The organism is Amycolatopsis sp. NPDC043885 (genome assembly GCF_056435685.1).
The window spans coordinates 234,992-260,758 of record NZ_JBWKEA010000005.1; the positions used below are offsets into that span (position 1 = coordinate 234,992).

27 protein-coding genes are annotated in these 25,767 nt (G+C 63.9%); 2 read left to right on the top strand and 25 right to left on the bottom strand.

Going from position 1 to position 25,767, the window contains the following annotated elements; translation table 11 throughout:
* Positions 1-175: 175 nt before the first annotated feature.
* The 4 genes from AC069I_RS18515 to AC069I_RS18530 form a co-directional block, all read right to left on the bottom strand.
* The gene (locus AC069I_RS18515; protein WP_478265955.1) at positions 176-2,035 is read right to left on the bottom strand and encodes a DNA primase family protein; all 1,860 of its coding nucleotides are present in this window, start codon (positions 2,033-2,035) and stop codon (positions 176-178) included.
* Positions 2,036-3,234: 1,199 nt separating this feature from the next.
* Positions 3,235-3,624, bottom strand: coding sequence for a hypothetical protein (locus AC069I_RS18520; protein ID WP_478265956.1), 390 nt, complete (start codon positions 3,622-3,624; stop codon positions 3,235-3,237).
* 121 nt (positions 3,625-3,745) lie between these two features.
* The gene (locus tag AC069I_RS18525) at positions 3,746-4,471 is read right to left on the bottom strand and encodes a lysostaphin resistance A-like protein (protein WP_478265957.1); all 726 of its coding nucleotides are present in this window, start codon (positions 4,469-4,471) and stop codon (positions 3,746-3,748) included.
* 72 nt (positions 4,472-4,543) lie between these two features.
* Positions 4,544-6,388, bottom strand: a complete 1,845-nt coding sequence (locus AC069I_RS18530; protein ID WP_478265958.1) for a DHH family phosphoesterase — start codon at positions 6,386-6,388, stop codon at positions 4,544-4,546.
* A 209-nt stretch (positions 6,389-6,597) separates the two neighbouring features.
* Here AC069I_RS18530 and AC069I_RS18535 point away from each other — a divergent pair, with 209 nt between their 5' ends.
* On the top strand, positions 6,598-7,539 hold the full coding sequence (locus AC069I_RS18535) for an Lsr2 dimerization domain-containing protein (RefSeq protein ID WP_478265959.1): 942 nt from the start codon (positions 6,598-6,600) through the stop codon (positions 7,537-7,539).
* 107 nt (positions 7,540-7,646) lie between these two features.
* On the opposite strand, the gene AC069I_RS18540 is transcribed toward AC069I_RS18535, so the two are convergent.
* From AC069I_RS18540 to AC069I_RS18550, 3 genes are all read right to left on the bottom strand, one after another.
* Positions 7,647-8,408 carry a DUF4326 domain-containing protein gene (locus AC069I_RS18540; RefSeq protein WP_478265960.1) on the bottom strand — a complete coding sequence of 254 codons (762 nt, stop codon included), beginning with the start codon at positions 8,406-8,408 and terminating at the stop codon, positions 7,647-7,649.
* Between the two features lie 191 nt (positions 8,409-8,599).
* Positions 8,600-8,920, bottom strand: a complete 321-nt coding sequence (locus AC069I_RS18545) for a hypothetical protein (protein WP_478265961.1) — start codon at positions 8,918-8,920, stop codon at positions 8,600-8,602.
* Complete coding sequence (locus AC069I_RS18550; RefSeq protein WP_478265962.1) at positions 8,917-9,165, bottom strand: hypothetical protein; 249 nt, start codon at positions 9,163-9,165, stop codon at positions 8,917-8,919. Before AC069I_RS18550 ends, AC069I_RS18545 begins: the two co-directional genes overlap by 4 nt.
* A 1,469-nt stretch (positions 9,166-10,634) precedes the next feature.
* Here AC069I_RS18550 and AC069I_RS18555 point away from each other — a divergent pair.
* Positions 10,635-11,915 (top strand): hypothetical protein, encoded by a 1,281-nt coding sequence (locus AC069I_RS18555; protein WP_478265963.1) that lies wholly within the window; start codon positions 10,635-10,637, stop codon positions 11,913-11,915.
* Positions 11,916-12,090: 175 nt separating this feature from the next.
* Here the strand turns inward: AC069I_RS18555 and AC069I_RS18560 are convergent, their stop codons facing one another.
* The 18 genes from AC069I_RS18560 to AC069I_RS18645 all read right to left on the bottom strand — a co-directional run bounded on the left by AC069I_RS18560 (position 12,091) and on the right by AC069I_RS18645 (position 24,771).
* A complete protein-coding gene (locus tag AC069I_RS18560; RefSeq protein WP_478265964.1) occupies positions 12,091-13,605 on the bottom strand; it encodes a hypothetical protein in 1,515 nt (504 codons plus the stop codon).
* 244 nt (positions 13,606-13,849) lie between these two features.
* Positions 13,850-14,338 (bottom strand): hypothetical protein, encoded by a 489-nt coding sequence (locus AC069I_RS18565; protein WP_478265965.1) that lies wholly within the window; start codon positions 14,336-14,338, stop codon positions 13,850-13,852.
* A gap of 75 nt (positions 14,339-14,413) precedes the next feature.
* On the bottom strand, positions 14,414-14,590 hold the full coding sequence (locus AC069I_RS18570; RefSeq protein ID WP_478265966.1) for a hypothetical protein: 177 nt from the start codon (positions 14,588-14,590) through the stop codon (positions 14,414-14,416).
* Between the two features lie 343 nt (positions 14,591-14,933).
* Positions 14,934-15,275, bottom strand: a complete 342-nt coding sequence (locus tag AC069I_RS18575) for a hypothetical protein (protein ID WP_478265967.1) — start codon at positions 15,273-15,275, stop codon at positions 14,934-14,936.
* A gap of 72 nt (positions 15,276-15,347) precedes the next feature.
* The gene (locus tag AC069I_RS18580; RefSeq protein ID WP_478265968.1) at positions 15,348-16,070 is read right to left on the bottom strand and encodes a hypothetical protein; all 723 of its coding nucleotides are present in this window, start codon (positions 16,068-16,070) and stop codon (positions 15,348-15,350) included.
* A 142-nt stretch (positions 16,071-16,212) separates the two neighbouring features.
* Positions 16,213-16,509: a hypothetical protein gene (locus AC069I_RS18585; RefSeq protein ID WP_478265969.1), complete on the bottom strand. Its 297-nt coding sequence runs from the start codon at positions 16,507-16,509 to the stop codon at positions 16,213-16,215.
* A gap of 32 nt (positions 16,510-16,541) precedes the next feature.
* Positions 16,542-16,982 (bottom strand): hypothetical protein, encoded by a 441-nt coding sequence (locus AC069I_RS18590; RefSeq protein ID WP_478265970.1) that lies wholly within the window; start codon positions 16,980-16,982, stop codon positions 16,542-16,544.
* A 174-nt stretch (positions 16,983-17,156) separates the two neighbouring features.
* Complete coding sequence (locus AC069I_RS18595) at positions 17,157-17,336, bottom strand: hypothetical protein (RefSeq protein ID WP_478265971.1); 180 nt, start codon at positions 17,334-17,336, stop codon at positions 17,157-17,159.
* Positions 17,337-17,396: 60 nt separating this feature from the next.
* The gene (locus tag AC069I_RS18600; RefSeq protein ID WP_478265972.1) at positions 17,397-17,768 is read right to left on the bottom strand and encodes a hypothetical protein; all 372 of its coding nucleotides are present in this window, start codon (positions 17,766-17,768) and stop codon (positions 17,397-17,399) included.
* A 440-nt stretch (positions 17,769-18,208) separates the two neighbouring features.
* Positions 18,209-18,901 (bottom strand): hypothetical protein, encoded by a 693-nt coding sequence (locus AC069I_RS18605; protein WP_478265973.1) that lies wholly within the window; start codon positions 18,899-18,901, stop codon positions 18,209-18,211.
* Positions 18,902-19,593: 692 nt separating this feature from the next.
* A complete protein-coding gene (locus AC069I_RS18610; protein ID WP_478265974.1) occupies positions 19,594-20,082 on the bottom strand; it encodes a hypothetical protein in 489 nt (162 codons plus the stop codon).
* 104 nt (positions 20,083-20,186) lie between these two features.
* Positions 20,187-20,534 carry a hypothetical protein gene (locus AC069I_RS18615; RefSeq protein ID WP_478265975.1) on the bottom strand — a complete coding sequence of 116 codons (348 nt, stop codon included), beginning with the start codon at positions 20,532-20,534 and terminating at the stop codon, positions 20,187-20,189.
* A gap of 26 nt (positions 20,535-20,560) precedes the next feature.
* The gene (locus AC069I_RS18620) at positions 20,561-20,830 is read right to left on the bottom strand and encodes a hypothetical protein (RefSeq protein ID WP_478265976.1); all 270 of its coding nucleotides are present in this window, start codon (positions 20,828-20,830) and stop codon (positions 20,561-20,563) included.
* Positions 20,831-20,959: 129 nt separating this feature from the next.
* The gene (locus AC069I_RS18625) at positions 20,960-21,709 is read right to left on the bottom strand and encodes a hypothetical protein (protein WP_478265977.1); all 750 of its coding nucleotides are present in this window, start codon (positions 21,707-21,709) and stop codon (positions 20,960-20,962) included.
* Positions 21,710-21,798: 89 nt separating this feature from the next.
* Entirely contained in the window at positions 21,799-21,942 is a 144-nt protein-coding gene (locus tag AC069I_RS18630; protein WP_478265978.1) for a hypothetical protein, read from the bottom strand.
* Between the two features lie 58 nt (positions 21,943-22,000).
* Positions 22,001-23,374: an IS701 family transposase gene (locus AC069I_RS18635; RefSeq protein WP_478265979.1), complete on the bottom strand. Its 1,374-nt coding sequence runs from the start codon at positions 23,372-23,374 to the stop codon at positions 22,001-22,003.
* Positions 23,375-23,420: 46 nt separating this feature from the next.
* Positions 23,421-23,984: a hypothetical protein gene (locus tag AC069I_RS18640; protein ID WP_478265980.1), complete on the bottom strand. Its 564-nt coding sequence runs from the start codon at positions 23,982-23,984 to the stop codon at positions 23,421-23,423.
* Between the two features lie 307 nt (positions 23,985-24,291).
* Positions 24,292-24,771 carry a hypothetical protein gene (locus tag AC069I_RS18645; protein ID WP_478265981.1) on the bottom strand — a complete coding sequence of 160 codons (480 nt, stop codon included), beginning with the start codon at positions 24,769-24,771 and terminating at the stop codon, positions 24,292-24,294.
* Positions 24,772-25,767 lie beyond the last annotated feature (996 nt).

Here is a 25,767-nt window from a genome sequence, read left to right on the forward strand (position 1 = left end):
CTACCGCTGATGCCCGCGTCGTGGTCGCGGCTAGGCTGGGTCTGTAAACCTTCGGCCATCGGCGAATCTCAATGCTGGCCGGTTCGCGCCGGCCGCGGAGGGCTGGGCTCTACCTCGCCCCGCCCTAACTCGTCTCGGCAGGGCAGCATCCGCAGGCACTGACGGTTCTCAGGGATCAGTCGCCCTCCCCCGCGGGGTCGGTGCCGTCACCGAGCTGGGCTGACGAGCCCTGGCGCCGGATGAGGCCCCTGTAGTTGGCCCGCAGCCGAGGCAGCGAGATCCTCAAAGGGTCGGAGCCCTTGTAGTCCGGGTTTGTCCACTTGACCAGCTCGTACTCGGCTATGGTCGGCTCAGGGTCATCCATCATCTGGCCGGGTCTGATCTTCCGGTTCTTGTCAGGGCAATGCCACAGCGTGTCCGCCCGGACGATGGCCACCAGGTCGGCGATGAACTGCTTGTTGCTGACAGGTGAGCCACTGGGCGACATGTCGGCGAACCAGGCTTTGTACAGGTCATAGAGAAAGGTAAAGGGCAGGAGCGACCAGGTCAGCCGCTCTCGGAACTCAGTCCAGAAGGCACGTACAGGGTCGTTGGCTTCCTTGTACTCGGCCAGGACCTCTCTGGTGGCCACTGGCTCGGACAGCTGGTAGTAGTTTCCCGGGGCGGCCGCTCCCGCTTTGTTGAGTACGTACCAGAGCACGTACTCCAGAACCTCTGTCCGCTGCAGATAGTCGTCTTTGATGTACTTGCGTTCGATGCCGGTGAAACTCTTGACGAACGGGACGAATAGCTGCCTGCGATAGAAGGATTCCGACTTGTCTTTAACGCGGGGAAATTCGTTCAAGCACTGCACCATGAAGCCATAGAACTGATAGGCGATCGGCATGCGGTACTTGCGGTTGATCTGGATGACGTCGTTGGTGACGATGGCCTTCAGGTTGGCTGCTTTGTCGATGAAGGTGCCGACATCGTTCTCGTCGACGATGATCGCACTGGTACGCACCAACGGCTCCAGCGCGAACTCTTTGCCGAAGTCCGCCAGGGGGATCGACGTGTGGGATCGCGGGCCACACAGGTTCCGCATCAGCGCACAGAGACTACCCTTCCCGTTGTTACCCTGCTCGGAGTAGAACCATGCCGTTTTTCCCCACGACACGTGCGGACGGATAACGGCCCCGACGATCTCCCAGAGCAACTCAGGGATTCCCTCGTCATCGGAGAGTTCGCGAACCCATGACTCGATATCCCAGTCCGTCCCGTCGACCGGGTGGGTGATGACCGGGTTGCCGGGCGCATCGACGTAGTCGACATGGCATTTTGCCAGGAAGACCAGAGCGGGATCGAACGGCATCAGTGCTTTGGGCTCCAGGTGGAAGGTCGTGTCACCAACGATGATGTCCCGCGCCTCGACGCCATAGTGGAAGATGCCGTTGTTGACGGCGATCAGATCGCGATGTGTGCATTGATGAAGCCTTGGCGAGTCCTCACGCAGGACGGCGAGGACTTCGGCGAACTCCTTGAGCGTGAGCTGCGTGTTGTATTTGCGGGCCAGCGTACGGATGTCATCCTCGCTGGTCGTGTAGGTTCCACGAGCCCGTCCGGACGGTTGGTACATCGCGAGGAGGTCGTATTCCCGATCCGTGTCCTTCGCACTGGGCGCGATGCGGATGACATGATGCAGGCGCAGCAAAATCTGTGCGATCTGCCAGCACGTGAGGAAGCGGAGCAGAGGAAGCTTCTCCTGAGCAGTGGAGGCCTTGTGGTTCTCGGACTTGCACACTCCGTTGACGATCGCCAGGAGTTCCTTCTCGAGGGTGCCGGGCGCCGGGGCGTCGGCGGGGTCGATGACGTCGAGATAGACCGTCGTGGTTCGTGTGACAACCTCGTTCAGCGGGGCCACGGCGGCCTGCGACGGGAAGTGATCCATGACGCGCTGATAGACAGTGGCGACAGGGTCGACTTCCGTGCGGTCGTTGTGTTCGTCAGGAGATGACGTTGGAGCGTCAGAGGTGGTCATGCCGCTGTTCTTCTCCATCGCTTCAGAGACCAGCCGGCGATGTGGGAGGCCGAGTGGTCTCATAGTCGAGCAGGAACGTGTCGACGACTCTATGCCATTTCAACCCTCTTTCGCAACGAGTCGATACGTCAATGACTGGGCACTGACTGGTGTTGAAGTCGGCATCTGTCACCGCTCCCGTGTCCCCACCTCGCTCAGGCCTACTCACCTGGGGCGCCGCAGGAGGCGCTGGGTTCGCGGCGATTGCCGAACCTCCTTTCCTCGCTCAGGTTCGCTGTGCCCGAGTTCGGCGTGGCCCCCGCGGGCGGCGTGAGCCGCCCGACTGTGGTCAGGGTCCGAAGGAGTTCTGCTGCGACGTCTACGCCTTGAACGGTGCAGGCTCGTCCCGCTGCAGCCAGAGGATCATCCGGTCTGAGGTGTACCACGAATCGTGGTACACCTCCTTCCCCTGGTCGACATATCTTTTGTAGTCAGGTTGCCAGGCACGTGTACCACGTGCGGTTGCTTAAGTGGTACACGGATTTCCGCATGTCATCCCATTATTTTCCTGTTGTGTACCACCTGGACCACGGAAAATCGAGAAGTTGCAGTGTTCGAGAGCATGCGCAACGCACGGGCCCAGCACTGCGCACTCGTGCGTTCTGTAGACGCTGCCCTGTTGCTGGTACTCGTGGTACATCGCCGCGGTGCGTGCGCTGAGCAGGAATTGCGCTGTACCACTCGCGACCGACGACGTGGTACGAGCCTCGTGCCGCGGAGACAGCGAGCGCCGACCTCGCTGGTCAGCACGTGATCCGTCGCGTACCACGTCAGGTGGTACGCCCACATCGTCAGCCGATCACACCGTTCTCGAGCGACCTGCTGCGTCGGGTTACCTGCAGCGCGCGGACTAGCTGTACCTCTCGTCGATCACAGCGCTCTGACGAGCTCTGCGGGAGACGCGAGAGAACGAGTTCCCGACGCGTCCAAGGTGCGTGTTGTGGCCAAGACCATGGCACACTCTTCGCAAGGTCGCATTGCGGCGGAAATTTCCTGCTGCTATTCTCAATTTCGGTGGAATGCTGGCCGTCCTGGCCAGACTCTGTCGCAGCGGAACGTGCAAAAGTACGAAGCCGGAGAGCCTCCCTGTGGGAGGGGAACTCTCCGGCTTCGTACTTTTCTGCTGTAGACGAACGCGGGTTCCGATGCGGTGTGATTCACAGGCAGGTGTCACGCCCCTACGTCTCGCGTCGCCATCGAAGGGGCGGGGTTCTGCGACCCCGAGCCCATGCGGGTAGTTCGACGGCATAGAGGATCTCATGCGTGATAGTGATATTGCGATTGCACAGGGTTCTCCCCTGTGTCCTCCTCGTCGCGATACGACGGTAGCCCGTGATCTCGTCAGTGCGTGCGGCGAAGCGTTCCATGTGGGCTTGGGCTCGTTGCCGCGCCTGCTTGACCGTGATGCCGCTGGCCGTCACGACGAAGACGTGGACGTGGTCCCGATCGAAGGTGGGTGTCGCGCCGCCGATGAGATCGAGACTGATCCTCGCGCGGCACATCGCGGCCTGGCTCGGCCGGATGAGCTGATTCTTCCTGTCATACACGCAGGAACCAACAATGGCCACAGGGGATCACCTCCTGTCTCGGTAGCGGCTTCATGGACGTCATTCGTTCTTTCCCCGGTGATCTGAGTCCTGCTGTCACCACCCGAGTACCCGTCCTGGGAAACTCTGGTGTACGTGAACGTCATCTCAGGTTCATGCGCTTGTCCTCCGGCAGCGCAACGTTCTTTCTGTGAACAAGCAGCACGCAGGCTGTGAACGCCAGCGTCAGCAGCAGCGCGGGAACAGGATTCGCGAGGATCGCAAGCACTTGCGCAGGGATCAAGGTCGCCGCGAGGTTGAAGGTGATGTGAAGGACGACACACGGCCAGACGGCGCCTGTGTGTTCACGGACAAGTGCAGCCAATACCGACAGCGGCACCGTGAAGAGGAACTGAACGAGGTTGCCATGGACAAGCCCGAAGATCATAGCGGAGGCCGCGGCTGCTGCGGTGACACCGACCTTCATGCGGAGAAGCGGGTAGAGCAGACCGCGGAAGACCATCTCCTCGGCGATGGGCGCAACGACCAGTGTTAGTAGCGTTGCCGCCTCGCCGGCATTTCTCTTGAATTGGACGGACTCGTCGAAGGTCGCCGACCCGCCCAGTTCGTAGAGCCACAGTGCCATCGACTGCCCCGCGGCGAACGCGAACACCGCACCACACACTATGGCGCTACTGTTCCATAATGACCAGTGCCACGGCTGGATCGGGCGGCCTGCGGCAAACCAGCGTGGCCGGGCGACTCGTGCCACACCGATGACGGCGACGGCGATTCCGTCGCCCACCACGGTGCCGAGAATCGGACTGCCCACCACCATTGCCGCTCCAGCCGCGACTCCGACATAGGCGGTGACGACAGCCAGGGACATAAGCACACACCAGCAAGCCTCGAAGACCAGTCGGTTCTTCCATCCAGGGGCGATGACGGCCTCCCCACTGAGTCAGGCAGGCGACAGAACCTGCTGCACGATCACGGCTTGGACCCGGGTATCCCCGCGGTACGTATTGAGTTGCAGTGTCGCGATGAACCGCAATGTTCCGATCGCGGTGCGGCTGGCAGTGTCCACGAGCCGGCGCAACTCGTCGAACTTTTCCCCTGCGGCGTTCCACCACAGACATGACAGCCCGGCTTTCGTCACCAGGCGAAGATGCTGTTTGTCAGCCCCGATGCGGTCGATCCGCAGGCCGAGTGGTTCCACGGCGATTTGCACTATCGGTGCGGTGAAACCCTGCCCGAACGGCTTGAGCGCCTCTGTCCGGCGAACAAGCTCGACCAGCGGCTGCAGGTCGTCCAGGCCCGCATCGCAGTCGACATCGGGTCCGAGTACCAGGTCTGCGCGGCCAGCGTCCTGGTCTGCCGTCAACATCGCCGCACGGGTGGCGTCGGCCAGCACCGCCGCCAGGGCGTCGAGTCGCTCTGCCCGCGCGACTTTCACGCCACATGCTTGCTGATGGCCGATGGCCTCGAGACCTGCGTGCGGTTCCAGGCTGCTGATAATGTCGAACCATTCTGGCGCGCGGCCGGAACCGCTGACGTACTGTCCAGGCCCGGTAGGACGGTTCACGACGACGACGGGATGCCCGTTGTGCTCCATCAGCTGGTTGGCCAGCAGCCCATACATGCCGGCGGGGGCGTCGGAGAAGTAGACCCACGGCGCCAGGGGCTGGTCAGTCTCGGCCAGGGCGGCGAGGTGGTCAGCGGTCAGCTGCTTGCGTCGCTCGTTGACGCGGATGACCTGATGAGCGCTATCGAGCATCGTGTCGGGATCCGGGGCGGTGAATACCGTGAAGCATGGTTCGAGTGCGTCCTCTGTGCGACGAGGACTGTTCATGGATGGCGCCAGATAGAAGCCATAGAAGCCCTCGTCGACATCGTCGAGGTCACGGAGCTTGCCGGCCTGAGTGAACGCCTTGAGCAGGAGGGCGAATCCCTGGAACGCTCGCAGGTATACCGGGTGGTGGGGATCAACACGGAGAAGTCGCATCAAGGTTGACTTCTCGATGTCGATGAGCTCTGGCCGGGAGTCTCCGTAGGCACCGTGAGGCATCGGGGGTGCCACCCAGAGCAGCCTCGCGATCGAGACCGAATCGCGGACCAGCTGCCGATTCTCATAGAGGAGCGGCATCACGTCGGAGACGGTGCCGAGCCCCGCGAACAGGCGCAACAGACGTACTTCCCACAGCTTGCCGGGACGGTGGACGCGGGCATAGGCCTCGATCACCTGGTAGAGCACATGTGCCCCACAGATTGCCCGGTTGGCATAGGTTTCGTCGAGGCGGCAAGGATCGACGGTGACGTCGGCTGTGGAGCCGGGCGGTAGTTCCTCGTGGTGGTCCGTCACGAGGGTGGTCCATCCCAGTGCCCGGGCGGCGGCGATCCCGCGGTGGGAGTTCACTCCGCCGTCGCAGGTGAGCAGCACTCGTGTTGTTGGCCACCGGCGAGCGATCTCGGCGACGTCGTCGGGGGTGACGTCGTGGCCGCGACGGTAGTCGGGCACGTGCAGCTCGACATCGAAACCGAGCTCGGACAGCCCGGCATATCCGAGGACTCCCGAGGCGATCCCGTCCATGTCGAAGTCCGGCGCGATAGTGACCTTCCGGCCGGCGGCACGCGCGTCCTCGAGCGCATCGACCATCTCGGCCAGGCTCAGCAATTCATCGTGCCCGGCGGACTCGATCTCACGGAGGTACGCGTCCGACCAGCCACGCCGCCGGCGGATCAGTTCAAAGAGATCGACGTCGAGATAGGGCCTGGGGCGATCCTCGACGGGTTGAAGCGTGGTCACGGCGTGCCTCTCGATAGGGCGAAGGGTCGTACTACCTGAACCCCCCGACAGCGAAGCGTCACGTTCGCTGTGATTCTAGCAGCGCTACTGCAAACGCTATGCACTGATCGCAGCATGGCATGGAGTCGTCTCTATGTACGACAGATGTATCGATAGAATGATGCAGGAACGCAACTTGATAGGCGCTCGGATACGCTAGTCTCCGCGACATGGTCAAGCGGCAGGTTCAGGTGGTCGAGTCAGACATCAGCGGCGAGCCGGACGCTGCAACCGTCACGTTCGGCCTCGATGACGAGTGGTACGACATCGACTTGACAGAGGAGGAGACAGCCCGACTCAAAGAGGCATTCAAGCGAGCACTCAAGCCTTTTGTGACCAAGGGACGCAAGTCTGAGAGCCGGCCAGAGACGAAGCGTGTCGTCGCCGATACGACGGCCGAAGAACGTGACGCGATTCGTGCTTGGGCCGCGGCGAACGGCCACGAGGTCGCCCCTGTCGGCAGGATCCCCCGCGACGTCATCGCCGCCTACGACGCGGCGCACGGCATCGATCGGCCGTACATGCCTGCAAGAAGTCAGGCTTCGAAGAAGTCCGAAGGGCCGCGACTCGTGCCGGTCACGAGCCCGGAGGAGCGCCGGGAGATCCGCGAGTGGGCAGCGGCGGAAGGCTATCAATTCGCTACATCCGGCCAGATCCCCACTGATGTCATTGTTGCCTATGACAGACACCATGCTATTGAGGATCGACCGTATGTGCCTGCGGGTACCAAGACTCCTCCGAAGAAGTTCGAAGGGCCGCGACTCGTGCCGGTCACGAGCCCGGAGGAGCGCCGGGAGATCCGCGAGTGGGCAGTGGCGGAAGGCTATCAATTCGCCCAATCCGGACGGATCCCTCACGAGATCGTTACGGCCTACGACGAGAAACACGGGATCAACAGAACCTACCGTCCGGAAGGCGAGCCCGGAGCCGCAAAGGCTGAATCGCAGAGGCTCACACGACAGCGTGTTTCGCCTGCTGTAGATGCCGCCGAACGAGTCAAGATCCGCGCCTGGGCGATCAAGAAGCAACTCGAGGTCGCACCGTTTGGTCCGATTTCCCAGCACATTGTGAACGCCTATGACAAGGCCCATCGCATCACGCGAAGGTCATAGCGCACATCCTGGCCACCGTTGAGGCCGCAGGCGTCCAGGCGACGTGCGCGAAGATCCACCTGATACACAAGACTCCCTGAGTTCGCGAGCTCAGGGAGTCTTCTGTATCAGTCTGTCATCGAAGTTGGGAAGGCGTCCACGATGTCCAATCCGGTTGCCACGGCGCGCCTACGGCAATCGATGGTGCCATGCGAGAAATGCCCGGCACGTCCTGGAGTGAGCTGGTGTTGGTCGCGCTGCGGGCAGTCGGGTTTGCCGCACACATCCAGAAAAGCGACGCAGGCCACTCGGGAGCGTGCGCTGCGGAGCCCGTCGGCGACATCGACCATCTCCTGGTTACGCTGGAGCCCTGCCCCACGGCCGCCGACCCGCCAATCGGCGGGAAAAGGCATCGTCGCGAAGCCTGCCCCACGCCACAGCCTATGGGCCATGGAATCCGCCCCATCCGGACAGTCGCCGAAGATCAGCAGAGGCCGGATAACCCGGCCAGGTCCCCACCGCCTCCACATCTCGTTGAACGTCCGGCGCATCACGGTCTCGTCGTTCCAGCTACGTGAGCCGGTGATCAGGACCACATGGGAGTACACCGCGGCCCCCTGGTCCCATGCCTCCGCGTATCTCTTGAGGACGTCACCATGACACGGTTTCGGGGCGCAGTAGCATCCCAGCGTCTTCCCACAGAGTTCCGGCAGGCGAGCCATGAGGTCGGGACTAGCCAGAAGATGGCGTTCATATTGAGCGATGACCCGTGCTCGATCGGCGTCACAGTGACGCGGCGGCAACCTGAAGGGGTTACCCCATATTGAGCCCCTGCCGATGAATTCGTCGTAGTGTGACCTGTTCTTGTTGACCACCTGAATAGACGCCATAACGTCCTTCCGACATCGAAGTCACTGACCATCACCGAGGCCGTGGCCAGGACCCGGCCCCAGAAATCTCACGCTCGGAGGCAGACGCGTCTCAACGCGCCGGCAAGAGTGGGTCATCGAGGGGTACCGGACTCCGGAGTGCTCAGCGGTGCCACCTCACGCCTCACTCGACCCGCCCCTTCGCGCGTCGATCACGGCCGACAGCAGGTGTCGTCGGCCGGATACACGGCGCCATCCGGGTCGAACAAGGACTCCGCGTGCTGGCGTTCCTCGGGGGACAACTCGTCGGATTCGTAGGTCACCAGTTCGCACCAACGCGCATCCACGACCGACACCTGGTCGACGGAGCCGTCATCGTCGTAGTGAATCTCCAGATGATGGGCGTTTTCACGGGCGAGCAGTTCGTTCAACGGATCGCCGGGATGAGCCACCTTGATGGATCGCGAGGTCACTGACCTTGAGTCCTGTTCCTTGCCTGATTCGTACAGCCCCGCTCCACCCGGCTGAGTCATTTCGGGTCCTTGGCAGTGGCCCGCCATTGATCGATCGCCTGGCACGCGAGTTCGATCCGCCGTACACCGAAGTTCTCCACGGTCGACAGTTCGGATCCGCCCGGGTTGTCGCGGTGTCCGTCTACTAGATCCGCCAGCTGTTCCACAGTCTCCACACCGTGGCGGCGCAGTGGCACGAGCTGGTGGTGTGTCAGGCTGCCAACGCCCTTGAGGACGTCGAGTGGGGCACCGATCGGGTCACTCATGACAGCTGTTCCCTTCCCTCATTCGGATGTTGCGACTATGGCACGAGCACGGTTGCCGGTTACTGCCAACGCCACCGGACAGGCGAGAGCCACCCACCCCTGTTGAACGGATCTTGGCGCCTCCCGGGCCAGCTTCGCTGGCTATCGGCGGCCGCACCCGGCGACGTCAGACGGTGGAGCTCACCGACGTCGGGAGTGTGAGTTTTCCCGCGACATCGTCTGCCGGCCGTGCGACCTGACCACTCCGCGAGACTACCCCGGGGAGCAGGCGGGCAGGCGGCGGAATGAGCCTGGGGCCGAATGCAGCTGGCGACAGGATGTTGCCACATTTTCTTATGCCCTTTTCTCCTCGTTCTGCGTCGTCAATCACCTATGCACCGTGCAAGCACCTATTGAGCGTCGCGACCAGGTGAAACTTGCCGTACACCCGTGACCTGTACACTCCGGCCCGACCTGCCTTCCAGCGGTCCGCATCGCCTTGTCGTGCCTGGTGGTCGCCCATCGCACCCGTACAGCTGTGCGGTTGAGGCTGGTCACGCTGTACGCCACGGAAGTCCTCTCCACAGTCGTGCTGTCATACCCCTTGCCGGGCACCTTGGACACAGTCAGACCTCAATCGCGTCACGTCGCTGAGCATGTGAGGCGCAGGCCGCATCGTGGTCTGCAAGAGACCCCTGCGAGGTCGGACAGGCTCTCATCCTGGCCAGCACACGCTGCCTCCCCCTGTTCGCTGGCGGAGTCGTGGTCCCGCTGGAGACGTCTTCGGAACCACGCACGGTCCACGATCCGCCACGGACCCACGCACTGGTCGTATCGAGACGTCTATCAGTCATTGCATAGACCACAGACACGCCATAGGATAGGCGATAGAGGTCGTTCACTGTTCCAGAGCGAGGACTACGAGCCCAGAAAGAGAGATGACGCGTCATGCTCAAGGCAAATCCGGATCGATCCGTGGAGCGACGCGGACCGCGTGATGACGCCCGCTGATCTACGTCGGCTGCGGTGGAGTGTTCCCCTCGCGGATGTGTCGACCAACCGGTGGCTCGACGCGCAGGACAGCATCTCGCGCTCGTTGCAGGCGCTCATCCGCGACTCCATTCGGCGCGACGGATATATCGACTACGCCAATCGCCCCGTCGATCAACTTCCCCCCTCGGATCCACCTCCCATCGCCGGACACACATCTCGCGAAGATGCCAGCCAGGCGGCCCCGGGAGAGTCGGCGTCTCCATCCCCCGCCAGCACCCATGCCGTCGCGAAAGAAGCTGCCCGTGGTGATGGGGCCCAGCCATCCCGGGTCGCCGCAACCGATGCGTCGACTCCGGCAGCGCGGACAGCGCACAAGCCACAGACCGCAGCAGAAGTGTCACGAACGCAACCTGGCCCAGACCACGGCCCCTTGGACATGGAGTCCATTTTCGGCACACGCCGGTGACCGCTGACACCACGAACGAGAGAAGCCACCTATGAGCACGAGCACCATCAACCTGACCGGCGGCGTCGACGTCGGCAACGGCTACGTCAAGGGTGTCATTCGCAACGAGGGCAACGAGGTCGTCGACGAGGTCGACCTGCCTAGCGCGGTGATCGCGACGCCGCGGCAGAGCCCGAAGGTCCCGCTGAAGGACGAAACGGCCAGCCAGGTCATGGAAGACGGTGACCTGGACTTTTACAACCGTCTGGACTGCGCGCTGACCACGCCGCTGATCGCTGACAGCGATCGGCGCATCTACGGCCGCTCGGCTCTGCATGTCCGCGGATCCAAGTTCACCGAGTTCGAGGTTCACGACGGCCATGGCAGCAAGGTCGACCAGAACCTCAGCAGGATTCTGGTACTCGGCGTCTTCGCGGCCAAGGCGCTGCGCGACCACGTCCGTGAGCACGGCACGCTGCCCGATCACGAGTTGCGGGTTCGGATCCGCGCCGGTCTGGCTCTGCCGATCAGCGAGTACGTGGCTCGCCGCCACACTTACGCGGCGGAGTTCATCGGGGGCCGGGGAGTGTCAGACCCGGCTGTCCACCTGGTGACGATCAAGAATTTCTCGACCCCTGTCTCGGTCCGGCTGGAGTTCGTCGACGTTCAAGTCATCGCCGAGGGGGCCAGCGCGCAGTACGCCATCGCGGACAAGGGGGAACCCCTGGCGCGGGCTTTGCTCGCCGATCTCCGCTCGCGCGAGCCTGGTCTTCTTCCGGATATCACCGCAGCGGACCTGGTGGCCGTGAAGAACACCATCGGCATCGATGTCGGCGAGGGAACGGTGAACCTCCCAGTTTTCACCGACGGCCGCTTCAACGCTGAGGCCGCCACGACGCTCGACATGGGCTATGGCACCGTGCTGGCCAACGCCCTGGACCGGCTCGATGAAGTGGATCTGCGGTTCACCAGCCGCAAGCAGCTGGCGGACTTCCTGCAGAGTACGCCGTCGGCCTTCCAGCGTGGCCGTCATCAGCGCGCGGAGGCGCTCGTAGCCCCAGACGTCAAGTACCTGGTGGAGGCGATCGGCTCGATCTTCGATGAGGTCCTCGCGGCGTCCGGCGAGTCCACGGAGGCGGTGTACGTGTACGGCGGCGGGTCGGGCCCGATCAAGGACCTGCTGTATCCGGCGTTGCTTGGCATCGCCGGCGACGTGCCCGTGCTCTATCTGGACGCGAGCTACTCCCGTCATTTGAACCGTGAGGGCCTCTATATCGCCGCACGCGCGGTGGCCCAGGCGGCCGTCAAGTCCGGCGCGAACATGCCGGTGTGATGCCCGATCGGTTCACGCCGGCGATCACATAGGGCCGCGGTTTGCCGGGCCACGACACCTCTGCAGGCCTGGTCACGCGACTCGCACGCGTGAAAGGAAGCGGATCTCCCCGGCGCGGGCCCGCGCCGGGGAGATCCCGGGACGTGACGATGGCGGCCACTTGCCCCAGCCCGGATCAGCTGTGCTGGTCGTCCTCATGTTCTGGTCGCGACGGAGTGCCATCGGAAGGCAAGGAACTCATTCGTGGCGAAGAGCCCTGCGACGCGCATTCACTCTCGTCCAGTTGCCGACGGGCACGAATGGCTGCGGCGCGGAGGGCGTTGTTGAGCACGCGGGTGTCGCGACGTTCGGGCCATTCTGGGTCCTCGCAGCTGTTGTTCCAGGGGCCGCCCGCGGCCTCCAGCGCTGTGTTCAGCGCGGCTTCACAGGACATCGGACCTGTAATCTCACCTGTGTAAGGGTTCCACGCGCATCCATCGGGTAGCAGTGCCGCAAACTCTGCTTGTTCAGCGTCCAGGGCCTTCTGAACCAGCGTGTCGATCTGCTCGGTGGTGTGACCTTCGTGGCCGATCGTGTGGTACCAGTGCCCGGCCCGGTCAGCGCGTTCCAGCACGGGTGCCCAAATCAGCACCTCTGTGGCAGGGGCTTCGTCGCAGTCCGCGGCTGTAGCCCCTGGCGCTATCCGCGGTTCCCCACTTGCGGGGGCGGCTGTCGTGGTGAGCTGCCGCAGCCCCTTCTCGAGGTGGCCGATCTTCTCGTGCAGCCTGGCCACTCCGTCGGCAAGACTCGATCTCACCGCGACGATCTCGGCTTCGAGGCGCGCGAGCGTTTCACGGTCCATCTCGGGCTCAGTTCCCCGCCACGCCCGCCACAGGTCTGGATGTGCGATAGCGACGTGGCCCAGCCGTGCGTCGGCCAGCTGGTGCAGGAACACACCCGCGGCGTCCACCGGGGCCTGCGCGAACCACTCGCAGCGCGGGCAGGTCGACCGTGCGTCGCCGTTCTCGTTGGCCAACGCAGCGAGGTGCGCTGGAATCGGCACTGAGGTGGCGCTGCCATGGGCGTGAGCCCGGAGGAAAAGGCCGACCGCTTCTTCTGATCGAACGCGTCCGCTGTCCAGCCGGGGTTGGTGCTCAAAGCACCACAGTGTGAACTCGCCGGGAGCGCCTTCAAACGTCATGACATGGTCAGGCACAGCCTGACCGAGCAGAGTGCGGGATGCCTGACCCCTCGGAAGCGATGAGCCGGTCGACGTCGCGTCGGGTTCATCGGGATGCTCGAGGTAGCACCCGACGTCGGCACAGCCGGCGTCCGGGTGGGCGATTAGGTGCCCCACCGAACAGCACGCCTCACAATGCCCGGGTTTCCCCGTGCTCTCACGTTCGGCGTCGCTACCGCAGTACCGGTGGGGATCCTGCCGGTAGGGGAAGTCGCTGGTCACCGGAAGCTCGCCATCAGGGCGCGCGGTGGCCACGTCCGGACGTGACAGTCCGTACCTGCGGATCACGGCCATGGCTGCTTCGATCGCGCAGTGTTTGGTCTCTGGATGCTGTAGCGCGCGAGGTGTTCGACGGTCTACTTCGGTGATGATGGCGTCATACAGCGTGTCATCGCCGGCGGGTGACCCTCCGAGCCGACTCGCGGCGGGCTTCGCAGAGGCTGCAGCGGCGTCCCCGTCGAGTCCGGACATCACGCGAACTCAGGGGCGTCAGGGGCCTGGCGAACGTCGCATGCGAATCCGGCGACGTCACCGAGCCGGACGGAGTCTTCGGGCCGGTCTGAGTCGCTGTCCGAGCCTGTATCGAGACGGAACCGAAGCGACTCGCAGCTGTCACGGGATACCCACCAAGCAGGTTCGGCATGACGCTTCAGCAGGTCGTGGGTCGGACTCCACCAGAGATCGGGCGGACAGGTCTTCTTGTTGGTGCTCGGGCTCATTCCGTAGCTCCGATCTGCTCGGCGATGTTGGTGATCCAGCGGCGTTGGTGGACGGTGAGTCGGAGAAAATGCGCCAAGGCCGGCTCAGTCAGTGCCGCGGCGAGCGCTTGGGCGATGGCGGTGTCAGGCCTTCCGGCCGACTCGTCGCCGACAACGTGTCTGGCTGTCCGGAGCAGCTGCGCTGACACCGTGGCAATACCTCCCGTGGTCTCCGGGTGAATGCCCGAACGTGACGTGGACGCCGGCCGGACGATGGTGATGGGTCTTGATGGGTCGAGGAACACGCGGCGTCCCTCTTCTCCGTGTACTTCCGGCCACCCTGTGAGGCCGAGGTCATCGCCGAACGCGCCGCTGAACACTCCGTCGAACGTCTCCTGGTCCCGCTGTGCGCGGTAGGTCGGGTGTCCGCGGAGTAGGTCCCCGACGCGGAAGTCGGCTCCTGCCCCAGCTGCGGCATTGTCCGTGTCGTCTTCGGTTGTGCACATGCGGTACTCCGGGTTCTCAGTGTCGGTGGGTTGTCGCAGGGGCGAGCCACCGCCTAGATGAGCTCCGTGCGCGCATCACTCCTCGTAAACGGTGATCAGCTGTGCGCCTGGCGTGTCCTCGGTGGCGGGGTCGCATCCGGACTCGCCCGTCTGCCAGGTGATCGTTTCGGTGCCGTCGGCATGGCGCTCGACGAGGCCCATGAGCGGATGCCGCCGGTGGCCTGGCGGGCGGTGGTCTCGCCGTCGTGCCACGCGGGGTAGCTAGCGGCTTGTACCGCGTGCAATCAGGTTCACCTCTTGAGTAAGTTTGTGTGGTCTAGCTGCGCGCCCGGGACACCGAACCTGCGTCCGCGTGAATCGGCGACGAAGTCCCGATTGGCCGTGAACTTCCCGGCTGTTAGCCCTCGTAGGTTTCGCCTGTCTCGTTGTGTTCCCCGTACAGGGAGTCGGTCGTGTCCGCGTCCACGTGAGCCTTCATGGTTGTGTAGTCCACATCAGACAGGACCGGCTCAGCGCCGTCGCCCCAAACGAACCAAGGGCCATCGGGTGTTGCGCCTTCCATTCTTCACCTCTGGCTGTCGACGGAGCGTCGTGTCTAAAGAGTCTGCCTTGATCGCGCGTCCTGCAACGCGTTATCGATAGCGGAAAGTGCGGTGTGATGACAGGTTTCCCACCCGCCGGTCAGCAACTCGTGAAGCTCGGGGTCGTCGCCAGCTTGGATCGCAGGCGGTGCGAGCTCACGCACGGCGGCGATGGCGGCCTGCAGGGGGGCGATCGCTGTGGTCACGACGTCGAAGGTCGCACGAGAGCCGAGCACTCCCCCTCGGTCGAGGTCCGCGTCCGCGAAGGCCTGGAACGTCGTAAACCCGTAGCGCTGGGCGACAGCGTCGAGCGCTACGGTGCGAAACTGATCTTCCAGCGGACTGTCGGCGATCACGGTAAAGACTCCCATTCGAGGTATAGGTTCTTCATCAGACTTGCGAATTGCCAAGGCATATAGCGAAAAATGTCATCGGTTCGGAGCACCCGTTTCAGGTCCATCGACCTCATCACCGCTATGGTCTGGAGCCCTAAGGGCCAGGACGTGGTCGCTCCACCATTCCATGCAGCGCCGCTGACTGGTCGGTGTCAGGCCATCCGCGCGGGTGCCGCACTCACATGACATGGCGATCGAGGTATCGCCTGGTTTCCACTCGAAATGCCGAGGGCGGTGGCCGGTGTCGTGGTGCGTCGGGCACAGCAGTGTCCGGATTGAACGGATCAGTATCCACGGCTCGCCGTCGACCTTCGGGTTCGGGCCAGTGCGCACGTCGTAGGCACGGAGACATCCGGGCCAGTCGCAGTGACGGAAGTAGTTCGGATCGGTCGCGATCGCCGCGGGCGTCTGTGTGGCCGCGGCGAGACGTTCCGATAGTTGCCGACGTGCTTCGGCGTGCCCTTGCCACCGGTAGTAGTCCCCATTGCGCTCGAGGCAGTTCTTCAGCGCGATGGTGAAGTCGTGGCGCTCGGCGACGAAGTCGCGGACCACGTCCGGTCGCCTCGCGGTGTCGGCTAATGCTTGCAGATCGCGGGCGAACAGCGGCGGCTGCCGATCGTCGAGATATATCCGCCCGTCGCCGTGCCAGGCCAAGAACTCCTTCACCCGATCCGCTGCTAGAGCTGGATTCGGCAGGTCTCGCGAATCGTCTTCGATCCCGTCCGGTTGCTCAGCGTTGTCGATGTGCCCCGTCATGTGTTTCCTTCCTATGGATTTCTGTGGCGCCGACAGGGACCAGAGGCAGTCCGCTGGTGTTGCCCCAGGTGGACGGAGACCGCCACGGCAGCCGCCCGCGAACCGGACTTTGTTGTATGGCGAACCGTCGCGACATCGGGGTTCACAGGTGCTTGTTCGTGTACGTCTCGATTTCGGCCAGCCCAGTCGGAGTAGACCAATACGCGGGCGTGTGCCGGGAGCACTCGCCCTCGCGCCACTCCCCATCGCGGAAGTCGATCTCGCCGGCGTAAATCCGGTCGCCGTACTCGGCGTACATGTTGTAACCGGGGCAATGAGTAGTGGTGGCTCCTTCGAACGAACCACAGACCGGGCAGGAGAAGAGTCCGCCGGCGCAGAACATGCATGACCAGCCGCCGTCGTCATGCCGGCCGGGACAGACGTAGTCAATGTGCTTCATCGTGCGATTCGCTTTCGCTCGGATCTCCGTCATCAGGAAGGCGACGCGTCCGTGGCTGCTGTGCGGTGCTGTGGTCGTGGGCTTTGAATGGAGACTTTCGTGCCACGGGCGATCTCGTCGGCACCAACGACGATCCGGTGCCCACCGACGGGGTAACGTGGATGGTCGGAGGCGACCACAGCGCATCCCCAGGAACCGGGGTTCAGCTTGCGTGGCAACGGTTCCTCGTCGAGGTCCACAGGAACGGGGTCGGGCTGGAAGGTCAAGGGCACCACGACGACCGTATAGCTCCTCGGCGTACGTGGTGGGTCCCAGGGCAGCTGCACAATCAGGTCTTGCGGCCATTCGGTGATCGTGATCGGCAAGGTGGATAGGTAGTGACTGGTCGAGCCCACGGGAGCCTGCGCGAGCCGCGCCTGTTCCTGCTTTTCGGTCTCGACGAATCCGGTTCGAGTCATGATAGACATGCCCATCGGTCCTCCTTCATGGCAGTGATCTGGGCCGGCAACTTCCGGTCACCGCGGCGCCCGGATCAGCTGTGCTGATCCCCATCCAGGAGCCAAGGCCCGAGGCAAAAAAACGAAACCCCGGCAGAGAGTTCGTCTCTCTGCCGGGGTTGTGCGCTGCTCGTGTTCACGAGCGCGGCATCAGCTGAGCTGATGCGGGTCAGTATCGTCGTCGAGTTCCGCGTTGCGGTCGCGGACATGTTCCCGTGCCCGTTGCTCCGCATCACCGCCGCGGAGTATTTCCTCGGCCGCTCCATGTGGCGTGGCAACTGCCCAGAACTCGTGACCGATGCGGGCAACATGGTATCGGGGTTTCGACATGAAGTGCTCCTCGGTCCTAGGGCACAGACATGGGACCTGGCGTCCAACGCACAGGTTCGCTCAGATCGAGACCTTCGTACCGCGCGCGAGCTCCGCGGCCGGGATACTGAGGCGGTGTCCGCCCACGGGGTAGCTCGGGTGGTCCGACGAGACCACAGCGCACTCCCAGGCGCCCGAATGACGCTTGCGCGGCAGAGGCTCCTCCTCCTCTCCATGAGGTCGGGAGTCGGGCGAGAACCTGATGGGTACGACGACAACGCGGTACGCACAGCGTTCGGTGGTCGCCCACGGCAATTCGATGATGAGGTCTTGCGGCCACTCCTTGATCGTGACCGGCAGCGTGGACAGGCTGTGGTAGGTCGAGCCCTCTGGCGCCTGCGCGAGCCGGGCTCGTTCCTGTTCCTCGGTTTCGAAGAAGCTCCGGAAAGCCATGGTTATCACTGCTCCTTGAACGCCTGAGGTCCAGCCAGGCACACGCGTGGCCAGTGGGCATCCTCTTCACAGTCCGATCCGGATCAGCTGCGCTGATCCACGGCCGAGCACTCACCGGGCTTCGCTTTCCGCCAGGACATGTCCCACCGTGTAGCCGTTCACCGTGATGTGCGGCGCTGACTCGATTGCGAGGGTCAACGCGGTAGCGAGGCCGAACTCGTGCGTCGCCAGCCAGTCATCACTACGCTCCGAGGGGATGGGCTCCCGTTGCCAGGAGCCGTCTTTGCCGAGGGATCGCGATCCGCGTTTCAGGACGGCCCACCGGTCTCGACCTCGCCATTCCACAGTTAATGCGAAGTGGTAGGCGTCCTCGTGATCAGGTGGCAGGCACGACACCTCATAACGGGTGGGCCTCACGGTAGGGCGGGGGGTCTGGTCGGTCACCAGGCACCACCCCGAAGCTGGTTCGCGCGGTCGCGCAGCATCACGCCACAGCAGAGCTTGATGGCAAGTTCGTCGAGCTCACCGATAACGGCCTGCGCGGTGGAACACGGCCAGTCCTCCTCGCATTCCTTGCACGAGAGAACATCCGGGTGCCCGCCGTAGCAGCCGTCGCCGCACGACGGACAATCCACGCTGTACCAGCGCGGCTTGTGCTCCCCGACGCCAGCAACCCGATCAAGGTGTTCGTTCTGGGGAGATCTGGTGGTCACCTCGGTGTCGGTCAGTGGTGTTCCTAATGCGAGGCGGGCGTCTCGGCTCGCGAGTGCATCATCAAGTCGCGCAAGCTCAGCGACGATCAACCGAGCGATCAGCACGACGCCGTCGACATCACTCCCGTCAATGGGGCGTCCATACGAGCCGAACTGGACGCGGAGCTCCTTGTGTGAGGCCCGCGGGCCCACCTCGGAGTCAGGTCGATCGAAGTAGGTAATCCGGGCGCCGGACAAGCCGTAGATGACTGTCGTCCTGGTGGTGGTGTGGCGAAGCTCGCGCAGACCGGCCGCATCGGTGCGCGGGTAGCTGACAAACCCGAAGTCGACGAACCGGTCAACGACTGAGTCAAGATACGCGTCCCTGCATGAAACGGTGCAGTCATCATCCGTTGGCAGACACGGTCGATGATGTGTCATCGCTTCTCCGTCTCTGAGGTGTTGATCGTGATCGTGGACACCAGTCGACGCCCCAGGAGCTGTGCATCGGTCAAAAAGCGACGGCAACATGCATTACTCTCGGGTTCGCCGGTTTCCAGGAAGCTCCAGAGACTCATGATGATTCAGCACTCCTGATCAGCTGAGGATTGTTATGGCGGAGACCAGGCGGGTGAGCATGCTGCCCGCTGGCACGTGGTTAGAACGGTGGCCTCCACGGGTCATCTGCGGTCGAGCGGCGTCGGCGGAATCGGTCGCGAAGGCTCGAACGCCACCGATCGAACCGGGTCGGCCAGCAGTCGGGGCACCGGCGGCGGTGACCTCGGCGCCACGCGAGTCGCGTGTCGTGGCATGTGAAGCAATTCGGCTCGCGAGCCTGGCCGTCGCGGTCGTCGTCCCAGACACCGGGGTCGTCGTCGATTTCAGTCACACTCAGCCTCCGGGCGGCAGTTGAGTCAGGATCAGCACGGCGTGGCCTGCTTGGCGGCCTGCCGACCTTGTGACGGTTTGATGTGTCAGCGCTGTATCCTTGTCTCGGTCGGTCGTAGCGGATCTGACGCGCCGATCGGTGTGTCTCCAGCGCCATTCCCGGTGCTCCCGTGTGCAGTCGGTGGCGGACGTAAGCTCAAGGCGACGCGGCGGGAGAACCGAGCGCGGTCCAAGGTTTCCTTGGCCTACACCTCCCAGGTGCGCGGCTCGTTGCCCTTCAGGAAATCGACGGTGTGACGCAATTCGCGGTGCGCCGGATGCAACGAGTAAAGCCACAACACCAACTCCACCAAAGTTGCGACACCGACAGTGACGACCGCGAAGGTCAGGGAGATCTCTGCCAGAGCAGGTACGCACAGGGCGTTCATCGGAAGTGACGCGATCTTCAGCAGTACCTTGGAGAATCGGCTTGGTGTCTTCGGCCGGCGCCGGTGGTTGATGACGATTCGGATCACTCGCGCAGCCACGATGGCGAACAGCACGGCCAGGGCTAACCACTGATACGGCGTCGGCAACGCTAGTGCGCCGATGACCGCGACTACAGTCACGACGAACTCGAGGGTCAGCAGCAAGAAGGCAAGCAGGCAGAACGTCAACGACCGCCGAGCAAGGTAGCCGACCATGGTGTCGGTGACCGCGTCTTCCAAGCCTTCGAGTTCTTCTTCACTGGTCATGGGGTCCAATCAGGTTGCGTGATGGTCAAGACGAGAACCCGTACGAGCGCTGGTTGGCGGTGATCACCCTGTTCGCAAGTCAGGAGAGCCGGTTCACCGCTGTCTCAGCGGGGAGGCATAAGCACCGACGATCCGGCCTCGTCCCTCTCAGCCTCACGGCGGACGAGATTGGCCAGGGCTCGGGCATACACGCGCAGGGCTTCCTCGACGGCGGTTTGCTCGTTCATGCTGTGGAGATTCTCGCCGGCCGCGATCCTGTCGTCCGTGGCGTCCATTGCGATGATCGCCGCGGCCAGGTCGATTCGGGCCGTTGCTTCGGCGCGGCGCAGCTCCGGGTGTGTCTGTCGTGCAAAGGCCAACGCCGCGCCAGCGCTCACGCGGGCCGCCTCGAGACGAGTCGCGTCCGTGCTGACCCGTGCGGCGCTGACCGTGACGTCTGAGTCGGTCGTCATGCGGTTGCTCCTTTCGCGGGGCGTGATCAGCAGGTGTAGATCAGCTCGGCGAGTGCGCGGGATCCGATGTCCACGAGGGGGTGCCAGGTGTGCTCGTGGTCTTGCCAGGCGACGACCCTGCTGGATCCCATGGGTCCGCCACGTTCGGCGATCTGGATCAGCCGCGTCCAGTGGGCTGTCGTGATGTCGCGTTGTCGCCAGACCTTGTGGGTGGTGCTGCCGAAGGCGCTGATCTTGATGATGAACGCCTGAAGGAGGGCTTTGTCCAGTTCGCTCCAGGTATCCGCGCTGATCATGGCTGGCCCTCTCGTGAAGTCCTGTATCTGCCATTCCGCCACTCGGATCAGCTGCGCTGATCGACCGCTCCCGGACCAAGCCGGGAGAAGAGGATCCAGGTCGGCCACCGGGATCCACGGTGGTCACAGTCAGAGAACCCAGTCCTCGATGTCGTTGTCGAAGTAGGCGACCTCGGCGTGCCACGGTGGGGCCTTGTGCACCGTGGCGAGCGCGCTTTCCACAGGTAGTCGGTCGAGGCCGATCGCGGAGTAGATCCAGTCGCCACCGATACTCGCCCGGCTCATGAGCACGTCGACCGACACGGCCGTACCGCCGTCGCGATGTCCGGGGTGACCCTCGACGTTGTAGAAGTGATTCAGCGCCGAGAACCGGTAGCTCACCCCCATCGGGACGGCGATTCGGTGCCTAGAGTGCGCTGCCTCGGTTTGCAAGCCGCGGCGCAGCGAGCGTTCCGCCGTCCATCCCCGTTGCCAGGATCCGATCATGAGCTCCGCATCTTTTTGGAATGCCGCCCGCTCGGCGTCAGTGGCTGTGTCAATTCCTGAGCGGGGGTGCTGGATCCACTCGGCGACGTTCCCGGTGTCCCAGTACGGTTCACCCAGACCGCGGAAGGCCTCCACGGTGGCGCCGATCCGGGCTGTCACTCGCAAGCGATTCGGCACGTTCGTGTGCGCCTCCGTACCGGCGAGCCCCTGTGTCTCGAGCACGGCGAGGTGGATGTCGTCGAGTCGGGTCAAACACAGCATCCAGCCGATCGGTGCGGGAAATTCCGCGCCTAGACCCTCAAACCCCAGGTGGACTTCATCGAGTCCGGTCACCAGTGCGAGCCGGGCCAGATCCAGAATTTCCGGCGGAGCAGCACGGTCGGGGATTGTCATGCTTGCCTCATTTCTCTGACGATCCCGATCTACCCGATCACCATGGTGAGTGGATCTCGTCGGCATCTGCACATCGATGGGGACGCGGACTATCCGGGTACGTCTGCTGGAGTCTCGCGGCCGAACTGGATCGCGATGGATTCCCGGCCGGTGAACTTCTCGCGGTAGCCATCGCCGATCTGGACGGCGCCTTCGGCTTCGATGCCAGCTTCGTTGAGTGCACGGGCCCGCACATCGGCCCACTGTTCGCTGGTTTCCCGTACTAGTACGGCAGCCGCACTTGCGGGTTGGTCATGTTTGCTGGTCACGGCGTAGTCGGGTGCGGTGGTGGTACCAGCGGGCGCGGGCTTGGTGGCGTCGGCGCCACCAGGTCCAGTGCAGGTGGTGGGTTTCGGGCAGGAGTCGGCGGGTGACCAGGATGAATAGCCGTTTGATCTCGGCGACGGTGAGCGAGATCAGGCCGGGATCGTCAGGTGGCGGGTCGTCGGGTGTGGTGGGCAGGATCGGTGCTGGTGTACGGGTTTTGGCTTGGGCGGCGGTGACCGCGCAGACCGCGAGCGCGGCCAGGGCCAGCACGATGTGCCGCATCAGCGCGGTGTAGAGGCGGACCTGGGAATGGTCGAGTCCGAAGTGGTCCTTGCCGAACTCGAAACCTTCCTCGACCGGCCAGCGTAAGCATGCGACACGCACGAGGGTCATCAGCGTGACCGGCCGTCCGGCGGGAACGTGACAGTAGTGGTAGGCCAGCTCGCCGGTGTGCAAGTGCTTGCGTATCAACAGAAAGTGGCGTGGGCTCGTGGTCGCGATCCAGGCCCAGGCATAGGCGCGTTCACCTTTCGAGCCGGTCACCGAGCAGATCTGCCACCGCCGCTCGTGCTTGCGCCTGGCCAGATGCGTGTTCACGGCGGCGTCGGCACGCATCCGCTGGCCGGGCCTGATCTCGACGGTGAAGGCGCACCCGACGCGCATCACGTACCCGATCTCGTTGTCCTCCAAGAACGTGCGGAGTTTCGGGGAGCGGCCGTAGACCTCGTCACCGGCGATCCACGGCGGGATCGTCGCATCGGCGATCATGTCGGCGAGAATGTCCTGCGCCAGCTGCGGCTTGGTCGTGAACTCCACGCCGTCGGGAATGCCCAACGCCTCGCGGCGGTCGGCGTCGGCGAGTTGATCTTCCGGCACATAGATGCGGGCACCGACCAGCGCGTGCCCACCCGCAGTCGCGTACGAGCAGTAGACCGTGTTCACTCCATTGGCGACCCGTCCGGCGCAGCCCATGTACTGCCGTTTGGCGCCAGCGGTGTGCTCGCCCTGCTTCTCCTGACCGGACTCATCCAGCGCCCCCACCCGCAACGGCTGGTCCCCCAGCGCCTCGACCACGAACCGCCGCACCACCCCCTGAGCCTGATCGTGATCCCACACCGCATGATTGAGCAGCCTCTGCATCCGATCCGGCGTGCGGTCACCCGCGTGCTCGGCGATGGTCCACGCGTTCTTCCGCGGCAGATCGCTCATCAACCCGGTCATGTACTTGCGGGCCTGCCCGAACGGCTGCACCCGCGCGAAGCACGGCCGCAACCTGTCGTGCAGCACGCCCAGGTTCGCCACCGCACGTCCACCCTCTACCATGGCAGCCGCAGCCGCCTCACGGATTCCTTGCGTCACAACAAGATGATCTTGAGGCGGCTGCCCTCATGAACACCAGGGTCAATCAAACCCCTGACCAGCCAAGATCACCCAAGTGCGGCTGCCGTACTAGGACCATGAAAAGACGTTCTGGAATCGCAGCCGCGTCCCTGACACAGTGGCATGTGTCCGTGTCGGAGCCGTGCGGGCCGGTCGGGTCGATCTGCACCAGGCCCTCACCACGGCACTCGGGGCAGCCCGTGCGCGCGTAGAACTGGCCGTCGAAGTCATACAGCCGGGTCCACTCGGGACGAACCAGGATGGACTGGCTGTGGCTCACCGGAATCTGGGTTGTCTGCCAGCCGAGCTCGGGTTGAGTGTCGGCGTACACCGACACCGAGCCGAGGCCGACCGCGGCGCAAGTATGCCATGAGGTGCCTTGATCCAGGGAAAAGACGTCGCCGTCGACAAGGTCCCCGACCATCCCGGATACCACAAAGTTTCCCGTCGCCTCGGTGGTCTCAGCGCCGTCGTGCGTGGGTCCGGCGGTCGCCTTGTCCAGGGCGGTGATGATCGACTGAGCGGCGGGCCTCCCGAGTCGGGCGGTCAGCACACGGGTGAGCAGGTCGGCATCAACGACCGTGTTCATGCTGCACGCACCTTTCGATGGACAGGCTCGGATTTGTTGGTGCGATGCCTGATTGGATAGCTGCCGATGGCGTGCCGTCGGGGCACGTCGTCCGCTGTCCTGCGTCGTGCTGAAGGGAAACGGGCGCCACGGTCTGGCCCGTTCCGGGAGCCACTGTCTGGCGCTTGTCGCATCCCGTCAGCACAGCGACGCAGCTCAGCACGGCCACCACGGTCGCGATCACACGGTGTGAAGCATGGTGTTTCACGGCAGTGCTCCTTCTCACTAATCGACGGCCGCGGCCCGGCCACTTGTACTGAACCGGCTCTCACTGCTTGTCAGGGCTCGCGGCGGCTTCGTTCGGCGGGGTGAACGTCGGCATCCCGCCCAGCGTGGTGACGATCTCCGTCACGGCGGCGGGTACATCCATCACCGCGAACACGGCGTAGCCGTCGAGTTCGGCGTTGGCCGCGGATCCGACCCGGCCGGAGAAGTTCGCGTCACATCGGCCGCGGTCCCACTCGTCGAAGGAGACGCCGGCATCGGTGAGTAGCCGCCACGCGATCGGGCAGTACAGACGCATCGCCGTTGGCCACGCGTGTTCGGGAACGTCGGAAGACGCGCAATGCAGCGCTGCGACGACGGCCGTCACCGAGGCTTGTCCACTGAGGACATATTCCCAGTCGGGGGCAAACTGCTCGATCGGTCGGTGCGACTTCAGACGTCCGGTCAGTGCGGGAAGGATCTCGCCCGCTGCGGGCTCGGCACGGTGGTACAGGTCGGGTGGAATGTCCAGGAACCGGGTCACGCCATACTCCTCTGGCACGAAGGAAGTGGTAGTTATTGGATTACTACGTGGGCGGGATAGGGATTTGGTGTTCCCTGGCCCGAGGTGACGCGCGGCGATGTGGCGCACGCGGGAGTCGAACCCGCCGCCTCTCGTACGTCGTCCAGTGACGGACCTGTCGCCTGACTCTGCCCCGCCGAAGTACGCCTTCGCCCGCATACAGCGCGGGCGAACACGACGCGGAGTCGAACCGCAGGGTGGTCAGAACGTCGAGTGCTCTGCCGCTGAGCTAGTGCGCCGGGACGTATGGCGTTGCCGTCCTGGTGGTTGGGCTTCGATTCTTTGCAGCATCATGGGAAGCGTGCCTGCGAGGTCGCGGGCCGATACCGTCAGCGATGCTCGCAGTACCCGCACACGGTGCATCGGTAGGTGAGGCTTTTCCTGGAGTAGACGCCATAAGCGTCGGACTCCATCGGTTCCCCGTCGTTGGGGCAGACGATGGTGGACATGCGCAACCTCCAGAGAGTGACGAGGTGAGGTGACGCCTATTGCCGACCCGCCGTGACAGGCCGCATACCCCGACTCAGGGGCAGGCGGCGCTGCACCCCGCCGCAACGCTGCCGGGGCAGTACGGGGCGAGGTGCCGCGGGGACGCCGGGCCACGAAGATCGCCAGGGACACGTCGCGAGGATCAGTCGTGACGCTCAGGAATTGAACCTGTTCCGTGGTCGGTCCGTACAGCGTGCCGAGGACGCGCACCGGGATCAGCCGGCGCGCTTCGGGGTCGAACCGCTCTGCACGGAAGCCTCAGGATCGAGCAGTCAGTGGGTTGGAGCGGTGTCTTGTGCGAGAAGGCAGTGATCGCACCGGAATAGTGACACCCCGGCCGAGGCGCGTGTGGGCTTCTCGGCCGGGGTGTCAGGGCGGTGTGCTATTCAGTTGTCGCTATTCAGTTGTGTTACACGGCCTGGGCTGTTTGCCGTGGGGCGCTTCCATCCCTGCGGCCCGCGCCGCTCG

Bases quoted from the DNA above. Each gene is read 5' to 3' on its own strand.
- AC069I_RS18620 (WP_478265976.1), bottom strand. From the start codon at position 20,830: ATGATCAGCGCGGATACCTGGAGCGAACTGGACAAAGCCCTCCTTCAG.
- AC069I_RS18545 (WP_478265961.1), bottom strand. From the start codon at position 8,920: ATGACTCAGCCGGGTGGAGCGGGGCTGTACGAATCAGGCAAGGAACAG.
- AC069I_RS18550 (WP_478265962.1), bottom strand. From the start codon at position 9,165: ATGAGTGACCCGATCGGTGCCCCACTCGACGTCCTCAAGGGCGTTGGC.
- AC069I_RS18610 (WP_478265974.1), bottom strand. From the start codon at position 20,082: ATGACCAGTGAAGAAGAACTCGAAGGCTTGGAAGACGCGGTCACCGAC.
- AC069I_RS18555 (WP_478265963.1), top strand. From the start codon at position 10,635: ATGAGCACGAGCACCATCAACCTGACCGGCGGCGTCGACGTCGGCAAC.
- AC069I_RS18580 (WP_478265968.1), bottom strand. From the start codon at position 16,070: ATGACGGGGCACATCGACAACGCTGAGCAACCGGACGGGATCGAAGAC.
- AC069I_RS18560 (WP_478265964.1), bottom strand. From the start codon at position 13,605: ATGTCCGGACTCGACGGGGACGCCGCTGCAGCCTCTGCGAAGCCCGCC.
- AC069I_RS18615 (WP_478265975.1), bottom strand. From the start codon at position 20,534: ATGACGACCGACTCAGACGTCACGGTCAGCGCCGCACGGGTCAGCACG.
- AC069I_RS18590 (WP_478265970.1), bottom strand. From the start codon at position 16,982: ATGGGCATGTCTATCATGACTCGAACCGGATTCGTCGAGACCGAAAAG.
- AC069I_RS18565 (WP_478265965.1), bottom strand. From the start codon at position 14,338: ATGTGCACAACCGAAGACGACACGGACAATGCCGCAGCTGGGGCAGGA.
- AC069I_RS18600 (WP_478265972.1), bottom strand. From the start codon at position 17,768: ATGGCTTTCCGGAGCTTCTTCGAAACCGAGGAACAGGAACGAGCCCGG.
- AC069I_RS18540 (WP_478265960.1), bottom strand. From the start codon at position 8,408: ATGGCGTCTATTCAGGTGGTCAACAAGAACAGGTCACACTACGACGAA.
- AC069I_RS18585 (WP_478265969.1), bottom strand. From the start codon at position 16,509: ATGAAGCACATTGACTACGTCTGTCCCGGCCGGCATGACGACGGCGGC.
- AC069I_RS18605 (WP_478265973.1), bottom strand. From the start codon at position 18,901: ATGACACATCATCGACCGTGTCTGCCAACGGATGATGACTGCACCGTT.
- AC069I_RS18625 (WP_478265977.1), bottom strand. From the start codon at position 21,709: ATGACAATCCCCGACCGTGCTGCTCCGCCGGAAATTCTGGATCTGGCC.
- AC069I_RS18525 (WP_478265957.1), bottom strand. From the start codon at position 4,471: ATGTCCCTGGCTGTCGTCACCGCCTATGTCGGAGTCGCGGCTGGAGCG.
- AC069I_RS18640 (WP_478265980.1), bottom strand. From the start codon at position 23,984: ATGAACACGGTCGTTGATGCCGACCTGCTCACCCGTGTGCTGACCGCC.
- AC069I_RS18515 (WP_478265955.1), bottom strand. From the start codon at position 2,035: ATGGAGAAGAACAGCGGCATGACCACCTCTGACGCTCCAACGTCATCT.
- AC069I_RS18595 (WP_478265971.1), bottom strand. From the start codon at position 17,336: ATGTCGAAACCCCGATACCATGTTGCCCGCATCGGTCACGAGTTCTGG.
- AC069I_RS18535 (WP_478265959.1), top strand. From the start codon at position 6,598: ATGGTCAAGCGGCAGGTTCAGGTGGTCGAGTCAGACATCAGCGGCGAG.